7 protein-coding genes are annotated in these 9610 nt (G+C 45.4%); 5 read left to right on the top strand and 2 right to left on the bottom strand.

The window, feature by feature from the left end:
* From ACWA6V_RS00665 to ACWA6V_RS00650, 4 genes are all read left to right on the top strand, one after another.
* The coding region (locus ACWA6V_RS00665; protein WP_449520699.1) for a DUF637 domain-containing protein at positions 1-2642 on the top strand (2642 nt) is incomplete at its 5' end.
* A 1-nt stretch (position 2643) separates the two neighbouring features.
* Positions 2644-3162: a hypothetical protein gene (locus ACWA6V_RS00660; protein WP_449520698.1), complete on the top strand. Its 519-nt coding sequence runs from the start codon at positions 2644-2646 to the stop codon at positions 3160-3162.
* A 267-nt stretch (positions 3163-3429) separates the two neighbouring features.
* The gene (locus tag ACWA6V_RS00655; RefSeq protein ID WP_449520697.1) at positions 3430-4140 is read left to right on the top strand and encodes a transposase; all 711 of its coding nucleotides are present in this window, start codon (positions 3430-3432) and stop codon (positions 4138-4140) included.
* A 61-nt stretch (positions 4141-4201) separates the two neighbouring features.
* Positions 4202-4972 (top strand): hypothetical protein, encoded by a 771-nt coding sequence (locus tag ACWA6V_RS00650; protein ID WP_449520696.1) that lies wholly within the window; start codon positions 4202-4204, stop codon positions 4970-4972.
* Positions 4973-5157: 185 nt separating this feature from the next.
* Here the strand turns inward: ACWA6V_RS00650 and ACWA6V_RS00645 are convergent, their stop codons facing one another.
* Both ACWA6V_RS00645 and ACWA6V_RS00640 read right to left on the bottom strand, forming a co-directional pair.
* Positions 5158-5619 carry an EVE domain-containing protein gene (locus ACWA6V_RS00645; RefSeq protein WP_449520695.1) on the bottom strand — a complete coding sequence of 154 codons (462 nt, stop codon included), beginning with the start codon at positions 5617-5619 and terminating at the stop codon, positions 5158-5160.
* A gap of 36 nt (positions 5620-5655) precedes the next feature.
* On the bottom strand, positions 5656-7653 hold the full coding sequence (locus ACWA6V_RS00640; RefSeq protein ID WP_449520694.1) for a VacB/RNase II family 3'-5' exoribonuclease: 1998 nt from the start codon (positions 7651-7653) through the stop codon (positions 5656-5658).
* Between the two features lie 209 nt (positions 7654-7862).
* On the opposite strand from ACWA6V_RS00640, the gene ACWA6V_RS00635 reads away from it, so the two are divergent.
* Positions 7863-9602 (top strand): potassium/proton antiporter, encoded by a 1740-nt coding sequence (locus ACWA6V_RS00635; RefSeq protein WP_449520693.1) that lies wholly within the window; start codon positions 7863-7865, stop codon positions 9600-9602.
* The last annotated feature ends 8 nt before the right edge of the window (positions 9603-9610 follow it).

Here is a 9610-nt window from a genome sequence, read left to right as displayed (position 1 = left end):
TACTCATGTCCCGCCTCGCGGCAGAAGATACGCTGAGTTTGATTGCGGGTGGTGTAATTAACATCACTGCGTCGGAATTAATTAGTACTAGCGGTGGTATTGAATTGTTGGCGGGTCAGGGAATTCATATCATTGATGAACTTGAGCAGGATCAAATCCAGAAAGTGGATCGCAAAGGTAAAACCACTGGTCAGTCTTCTGAATTCCGAACGGAAGCCGTTCGTGCGATTTTAAAAGCGGGCAAGGGTGTTTTGCTTGATTCGGCGCATGGTGATGTGGTGCTCAAGGCTACTGAAATCACCAGTGCAGAAGGAACTCAAGTTACCGCAAAAGATGGCACCGTCCATTTGTTAATGACCAAAGAACTTGAAGAGTTCCATTTACAAACTGTAAAGAAAAGCACATGGACAATCAAAACCCGCACGGAAGATGTGATTCATGAAAACAATATCCAGAACGCGATTGTGGGTGGTCTGCAGGTGCAGGCTAAGTATGGAATTAATGTGGAGTACACGGGTAAAGAGGGTGCCACATTAAAAGAACAGATCGAAGAATACCGCAAGATGCCTGAAATGAAATGGATGGCGGATCTTTATGATCAAGGTGTAGTCGCTGGAGGGCAGTCTGTTAATTGGGAGGCGATGGAAGAGATTCATAAGGAGTTGAAGAAAACCAAACGTAATTTGAGCCCAGCTGCAATGGCAATTATTGCGATTTGTGTTGCTGTGGCGATGGGGCCGGCAGGTGCGGGTTGGCTTGGAAGTGGTTCTGGAGCTATTGGCGCGGCCACCTTCAACGGTACAGTGATTGTGAACGCTGCAGCAATGCAGGCGGGTGCTTTGACCTTAGCAACACAAGCCGCGCAAAGTTTGGCATCAGGTAATAATCTTCGTGAAACGATAAGCGCGTTTGATAGCAGTGAAAGTTTAAAGTCTCTGGCTATTTCCATGGCAACAGCTGGCGCCATGCAGCATACCGATATTGATTTTTTCACCGCTGCTGCTGATAGTAAAAACTTGGCGGTATCCTTGGCAGGTCAGGCTGGGCAGGCAATTTATAATTCCGTAGTTACGGCGGGTATCTCTGTCACTGTCAATGGTGGTAACTCTGAAGATTATTTAAATGCATTTAAAGTTAGCTTGGCGACAAGTGCCGTAAATACAATCGGACAAAAAATGTCGACTAAGATTGGCGACCTTGCGTCTTCGCGCGATTTTGATACAGCGGCAAAATATATTGCGCATGCAGGCGTTGGCTGTCTTGTGGGTGTAGCTTCTGCCAAGGCAGGTGGTTCCGATGCAGACGTAGGCAGTAATTGCTCAACGGGAGCTGGTGGTGCTGTAATAGGTGAATACGTTGGTGATCTGTATAAAAAACGTTTGGCTGATGATTTAAATGCTTGGTCGCGCCATCTAATTGATCCTGTCACTAGCCCTTACGACCCACGTATTGACCTGCAGATGGAAGTGCTTTCTGCACGCGGTGTTGATGTCGCAAAACTTTTTGCTGCCCTGGGTGCATTCTTCAGCGGAGGTGATGTAAATACTGCGGTTCTAACGGCAACTAATGCTGCGAAATACAATGCTACTAACGAGAGGCATCGTAAAGTATATCGTTGGGTTGATAAGAATGGTGTTGTTCACTTTGTTGATAAATGGCCTGCTGGAGCAGATGTTGGTATTGATCTTAATGCTTTAGCTTTACCTGAAGAAAGTGTGCGTGCTCGGGCTGCTGCGCAGCAGAAAGAACTTAACTGCATATTTGAAAAGACACCTGATTGCATCCCCGAAAAACTAAATTTTGGTGATCAATCACTAGAAGCACAAATAAAGGAAAAATATCCTGATCAATTTACAGAAGAAGCGATCCTTGCTCGAAAAGCCGTTTTAAATGAAATAGCTTCAATGGATCAAACGTTAAAACAAACTTCTGAAATTGGCTGTACTGTTTCCTTGCTTTGCGGTTCTGTCGTAGCTCTGCAAGAAGTAATTGATGGTAAAGTTGTTACCGTTGGATCAGCTCTGGTTGTCATCGATATTTTTGGAAATAAAATTCTAAAAACGGGTAATGCAGCAATAGATTGGTTTAAATCCACTATGAAAGATGCTGGCGGCCCTAAAAATCTTACATCTACGCAGACTAATAAATTTTGGGATCAAATAGACAATCAAATGATAGGAATGCCGACCTATAAATTAACTAGTTTTGAAAATGGTCGGAATGTTAATGCCAGTACATTAAACCTTTCTTTTGGAGAGATTGGTAAAGCTGCGCCTTACAAAACTGGTACAGTGGTGCAAGAGCTTTTTTCGCCACCTGGAACTAAATTTTATGCAATTGAATTTAAAACTCAATCTGCACCAGGAATTTGGGCATCTCAAAAGCGATATACAAATCTTGAAGAGGCTCGGCAAGATTTAGCTCTTCCCCCAGAGTGGAAACAGGGTGATTTGGTCGTTAGGGAGTACATGGTTAATACAGGGGTAAATATTCCCACTCGAAGCGGTGTTGCTGGACCACAAAAATCAACTAATGGTACGACTTATCAGGGTGGAGCTATTCAACATGAATTTGTGGTCGACGACATTAGAAACAATTGGGAGCAATTCCTGACTAGAACAAATACATTTGAGATAAAGTGAAATGATTAAATTTCCGAAGTACATTTCTGAAAATGGTTCTATGTGTCATATAAATTTGGGTGTGGATGTCGATCATTATGGTGATGGGCCCGAGGCAACAAAGTTCAGTAATGAACGAATTAAAAAAATTTCATGGATGTGCGATGCGGATGTGGTTGAATTGGATTTTTCAAAATCCGCTAATAAAATTTATGCTTATCCCACGCAGGATATGCAATACATGGTGGTGTTGCTGATTGGCATGCCCGAATGGGATAGCCAAAATTGTGTGTTTTATGATGAAAAAGGAACGGAGGTTTTTCGCCCTTCTCTGCCTGAGTTAAAGATGTGGAGTAAGCCAGAAATATCCAAAAGCGATTTTAGGTTTGGAGCAGTTAACTGGACTGAGCGTGAAGATTACTTGGAGTTTTGGGTAGATCGGATATATGAAAAGAGGCTTGATGATTTTTTTGAGATACGATTCTTCAATTATAAAACTTTAACTTGGGATGAAGAAAATTGGCTTCGTCAACGTTATTGATTGGGGCACAAATCAAAACAATTGGGGTCAGAGTAATAATTGGGGTCGAGTAAGAATAATTGGAATAATTGGGGTCAGAGTAAAATTCAGTTTTTAAACAATTCATCAAGGAAGATGTATGGCAAGATTAATGCATTTTTGCCCGGATCCGGATCAAGGGGTCACGGATCAGGGGATCAAGGGGTCAAGGGGATCAAGGGGATCAAGGGGTCAGACTCCTTGATCCAAAAGTAAAAAGTTTTTGAATTAAATTTCAAGGAGATGTATATGGCAAGGTTGCCGAGATTATATGTGCCGGGCTGTTCGCATCACATCATTCAGCGCGGTAATAACTGTGACGCGTGTTTTTTTGACGAGAAAGATTACGCCTTTTATTTACAACAATTGAAAATCTCGGCAGAGCAATCTGGTGTTGCGATTCATGCGTTTGTATTGATGACCAATCACGTACATTTACTGGTAACACCTTCTACTGCGAATGCATGTGCAAAAACGATGCAATCGCTCGGTAGAAAATACGTCCAATACATCAACTTAACCTATCGTCGATCTGGAACTCTGTGGGAAGGGCGCTATAAATCCACATTGGTTGATAGTGATTCCTACTTTCTTACCGTCAGCCGCTACATCGAACTTAATCCAGTGCGCGCCAAAATGGTTACAAGCCCAAGCGAATATGTTTGGTCGAGTTTTAGAGCAAATGCGATAGGAAAGGAGATTGGTTTATTAACGCCTCATCCCATTTACTTGGCATTAGGCGAAACGGCGGCGCAGAGAATAATTCGATACCGTAAATTATTTTCCGATATTATTCCTGCGGATACGCTTGATCAAATAAGGGAATGTACGAATAAATCTTGGGTGTTAGGTAGTTCAAAATTTAAAGCACAGATAGAATCGGCTGCTAACCGAAGAGCTGAGTCTTTAGGGTGGGGCGGTGATCGGAAATCTAAGCGGATAAAAGATCAAGGAGTCTGACCCCTTGATCTGTGACCCCTTGATCTGGATCTGTAATTTGCTATTACTAGGCTGACGTCGAATGCGTGTGAACAAAATTACATTTTTCATTTTTATCGTTGCAGCATCAATCATGGCCTGCACCCCAACCCAACGCCCCCTAAAAAACGGCCAAGGTTACGTAGTAGTTCCCGCAGGCGAAAACCACTACCGCATTGAATATTACCTCAAACACGCAAAGCTTGCCGAAACCTACTGGAACACCACCGCCGGGCAATTATGCCCCGGTGGGTTTCAGGTTTTGTATAGCAAAAAGCACGTATTGAATTTTGATATGTATGTGCCCATCGCGGGTAATAACGTCAATATAGGGCGGCAAGAATTTATTCAGTATGGAGAAGTGGTGTGTGAAGGTGAGCCATCAAATACAATTGCGCTTACCGAAACTAAATGGCGTGAATTTAATGCGGAAACAAAATCGATAAAGCCAGTGAGTGATCGCTGGTTAACGGAAACGCTGCAACTATACGTTAGCCATTTACCCGATATGCCTGTGACCAATTCGGTCGCGACAATCGCAAAAGATTGGGGTAAGCCACAACAGCAGCCAAGCGGTAATAAGGAATTGCTGTCTGTGTGGACAAAAGGTGGCGACAGTTGGTTTCCTAATCAGATTGGTTTGTTGGAACAAGAAAATTGTTTGAAGTTAATTATAATCTTGCCAGGCGTTAGCGCCTTCGCTGCTAGCTTAGTTGAAAAGTCATCTATAGAGGGTAAAGGCTTGGAGCATTTAATAACTTCTGGTGTTTTGCCTGCTTATTTTTATCGACCAAAGTCTCAATGTTCTTTCTGATAATTTAGTTTTCTGTGTAAAATTAGGGAAGCTCTGAGTTATTCGTCATTCCTGCGAAAGTAGGAATCCAATCTGTTGATTTTTATGGATACCCGCGTTCGCGGGTTTGACGGAAAGTGAGTATTTCAAAGCTTCCTTAGAATCGAAGGCAGAAGTGCTTCGCTAACCGTGCGGTTCGCTCCAACCTACAATAATGAATTGATTATCTTCCACTCTTCTACAGTCACCGGCTGAGTCGATAACCGGCTCTGCTTCACCAGCACCATATTTTCCAATTGCGGTTGTGCTTTTATTTCAGCTAACGGAATCAACCGGGGAAATATTTTAATGAGTTTGATATCCACCGAAACCCAGCGCGGATTTTCCGGTGTCGATTTTGGATCGTAATAATCGCTTTCAGGATTAAATTGGGTTGGGTCGGGGTAGGCGGTTTTTACGACTTTGGCGGTGCCGACTATGCCGACATTTTTGCAACTGCTGTGGTAGATAAATATTTCATCATTGAGCGCGACTTGGTCGCGCAAAAAATTACGGGCTTGATAATTGCGAATGCCATCCCAGCGGCCGGTTTTATCGGGCGCGGCCGCGAGATGGTCGATGCCGTAGATGTGTGGTTCCGCTTTAAATAGCCAGTAATTTTTTGCCATCACTCACCCCTTAACCATCTACGGTTTTCTGTACTTTTATAGCCAAGCGCTTAAGCGCTGGGCCGTTTCTTCGCTTACCAATTCCACACTGATTTTACGTTTTTCAACATCGACATCGTTGATCACTACAAATACTTTTTCATCGAGTTTGTAAGTCTTGCCTTCAATGGTCAATCTCAAACGACGTGAATCAAACTGCGCTTTGATTTCACTCTCTTTGGGCGCGAGTAGGGCATAGCCTTCCAATCCCCAGTCTTCCATTTTTACGCCGACACCAAAAGAGTTAACCAAACCAATACTGGCGGGGTGCACGCTGCCAATATGCAGATTCGCGTATTGGCAACCGAGCCAGGTTTCTGCATAGCGACATGCTTGGCGGCCAGTGTTGAGTTGGTTTTGTAATTGTTCCGCAAATTGTTTTTTATCGCCCACATTTTCTGCCGGCAAACCACGTAAAATGCGTTTGATTGCGAGATGGTTAAACAAATCGTTATAGCGGCGAATAGGTGAGGTCACCATCGCGTAAGCTTTAAAACCCAAACCAAAATGCGGGATGGGATCAAATGTTAACGAGCCGGCTTGCAACATGCGTTGCAACAGTGAATGCAGGCTGGCGCTGACTGGATTGTTGGTTGGATTTATGCGCAGCTCGCTGAATAGTTTTTGGAAGCTATCCAGTTGGGTTAAATCGCCAACGGTTAAATCCGGGCGGTCTTCCTGAATCAGTGTAACTGCATCATTGATTCGCTCCGGGCGAAAACCAATATGGCTGGAAAAAATCCCGTAGCCTGGGTGCTGTAAAAATAACTCTCCCGCACAGAGGTTGGTAACCAGCATGGCCTCTTCAATCATGCGGTGCGCGATATTGCGCTCGCGTTTTTCTACATGATCAATTTTTCTTTGGTCATTGAGAATGTAGGAGTAGTCAGGGCGCTCTTCCATCACCAAGGCGTTCGCTTGACGATATTGCGCGCGCGCTTGCGCAAAACTTTTTAATTCTACGAGCATGTCGTGAATATAAGCCGGTGCAGCGAGTGGTGATTCGCCGGTGCTCATCAGTGCATCGAATACACCTTGATAACTCAGTTTGAAATGCGAGCGAATTTGCGCTTCGATAAATTCAAATGAGTTGATAGTGCCATCGCGCAAAATCTGCATGCGACACACCAGCGCTGGGCGTTTTTGTTCCGGTACTAATGAATAAGTGTCGTGCGATAAATCGACCGGCAACATAGTCACCGTTTGGCCGAGTAAATAAAGCGTGCTTGCACGCGCTCGCGCAGATTGCTCCAGCGGGCTATCAAAACTGATGTGTTTGCTGGGGTCGGCAATCGCAGTAATTAATTCCCAGCCATTTTCGTTGGGAGCGATATAAATAGCGTCATCCATATCGCGCGTGTTTTCGGAATCGATAGTGACGAAGGGCAGGTGGGTTAAATCCTGTTCGCCGTTTTCAAATGTGAGTGGCGACCAGTTAATTCCGCCTGCTTGATTTTGCGCGGCCGGTTGCCATTCAAACGGAATCTGGAATTTGGCGATGCTGTAACGGCTTTCTACACCAGGTTCTTCCAATGTTCCTATGCGGTTGAGAATGTGAATCTGGGTTTTGCCTTCACTGTTGAAAGGGTGACGGGCAACTTCGCAGTGAATTAAATCGCCGACTTTATAACCTTTGCGGTCTTGCGGCGGAATAAATAACCAGCGATTAAAATTGTTTACGTCGGGTTCCACAAAATCGGTGGTGCCTTTATTGACGTAGCGGCCAACAAATTCGGTCAGGCCGGGTTTGATCAGCTTGATTAATTTTGCTTCAAATTGGCCTTTGCTGTTGGTGGTGATTTCCGCTTCAACGCGGTCATCGGGCAGTACACGCATCATTTGGTCGGGGTCGATAAAGGCTTCTCGGCCGTCGTCGAGAATCAAAAAACCAAAGCGTTTGGTGGTGGTGCGAACCAGGCCTTGTGCGACATCTTTGGTTACAGCGATAGCGGACTTTAATTGAGCGAGTTGCTGCAGGGCATCTTTATTGAGCATGTAATACAACTTATAGGTAAGGATTATGGCGCGATTATAGCTCGATTTAACTGGCCTGTTGCGCAAATCTGGGGCAGCTATTTTTTTGGCAAAAATAGTCTTTACTGATTGTTAACGGTAATGCTTTTGACAGTCTTGGGCGCCATCGGGTTACAATCGCCTTAATGTTAGTTATTGTTTTTATTGAATTTCTGGATAAGGGTTAGATTTTGGACGCAGTTACCATCAACAATATTTTGCTCGTTGGGGCCCTTCTGGTCGCCGCGAGTATTTTGCTGAGCTCTATTTCTACCCGGGTAGGTGTGCCAATTCTGGTGATTTTCCTCGCGGTGGGGATGCTTGCGGGAGTGGATGGCCCCGGCGGAATTGTTTTCAATGATTACTCTACTGCTTATCTGGTGAGTAACCTCGCGCTGGCAATTATCCTTTTGGATGGTGGTATGCGCACCCGCGCAGCAACTTTCCGCGTGGCGCTTTGGCCCGCGCTGTCGCTGGCAACTGTTGGGGTGATGATAACGGCAGGCTTAACTGGTGTTGCAGCCGCTTGGTTGTTCGACCTCTCCTTACTTGAAGGCTTGCTGATCGGCGCGATTGTGGGTTCGACAGATGCCGCTGTGGTATTTAATTTATTGAATGGCAAAGGCCTTAATGAGCGTGTTGGCTCAACACTGGAGATCGAATCGGGCAGTAACGACCCCATGGCCATGTTCCTGACAGTGACTCTGATTGCAATGCTCGCTGCGGGTGAAACCAGCTTCAGCTGGGGCGTGCTGACCAGTTTGGTGCAGCAGTTCGGGATAGGCATTGCGCTGGGTGTGGGTGGCGGTTGGTTACTGTTGCAACTGATCAATCGACTGTCGATTGCCGGTGGTTTGTATCCGCTATTAGCTGTTAGCGGCGGGATTATGCTTTACGCGATTTCCGGTGCTATCGGCGGTAGCGGTATCCTGACTGTGTATGTGTGTGGCTTGTTGATCGGCAATCGCCCCATACGAAATCGCCACGGCATTCTGCATATGTTTGATGGCCTCGCCTGGTTAAGCCAAATTGGAATGTTTTTGGTGCTTGGGTTGTTGCTTACGCCCAGCCAACTTTTGCCCATCGCGGTGCCAGCATTGTTGTTATCACTGTGGATGATTTTATTTGCGCGTCCCCTGTCTATTTTTGTCGGTCTATTGCCCTTCCGTAGCTTCAATTGGAAAGAGCGTACCTTTATTTCCTGGGTGGGGTTGCGTGGAGCCGTGCCGGTTATTCTGGCGGTGTTCCCGTTGATGGCGGGTTTGGAAAATGCACAGTTATTTTTCAATGTTGCCTTCTTTATTGTGTTGGTGTCTTTATTAGTACAAGGGACGACACTCGGGTTGGCTGCAAAGAAGGCCAATGTGGTAGTCCCTGCAGTGCCCTCGCCATTTTCTCGTGCAGGATTGGAAATCCATGTCACCAGCCAGTGGGAATTATTTATTTATAAGTTGGGGGCAGAGAAGTGGTGTATCGGCGCTGCATTGCGCGAATTGCATATGCCTGAAAATACGCGCATTGCAGCATTGTTTCGCGATAAAGAATTATTCCATCCATCTGGCAGTACGCGTTTAATGGCGGGTGATGTGCTCTGTGTGATCGGCCATGAGCAGGATTTACCTGCACTGGGAAAATTATTTAGCGAAGCCCCAAAGCGAACGCTGGATTTAAGTTTTTTTGGCGATTTTATTATTCAGGGCGATGCAGAGTTGCGCGATCTGGCGATGCTGTATGCGCTGGATATGAAAGGCTATGAAGAGCATAAAACACTTGGCGATTTGATTGCGCAAATGGTGGGCGGAAAGCCTGTGGTAGGTGATCAAAGCGAATGGAGCGGAATGCTCTGGACAATTGCTGAAGTGGAAGGCAACAACGTGCGCAAAATCGGCGTTAAGCCGGTAGCTAAAAAAAATGCGCAGACCAATGATTAGTGCATCCA

It is taken from the genome of Cellvibrio sp., assembly GCF_053579595.1.
The sequence above is the reverse complement of the archived record's forward strand: the minus strand, read 5'-3'. Positions and strand labels throughout refer to the sequence as shown.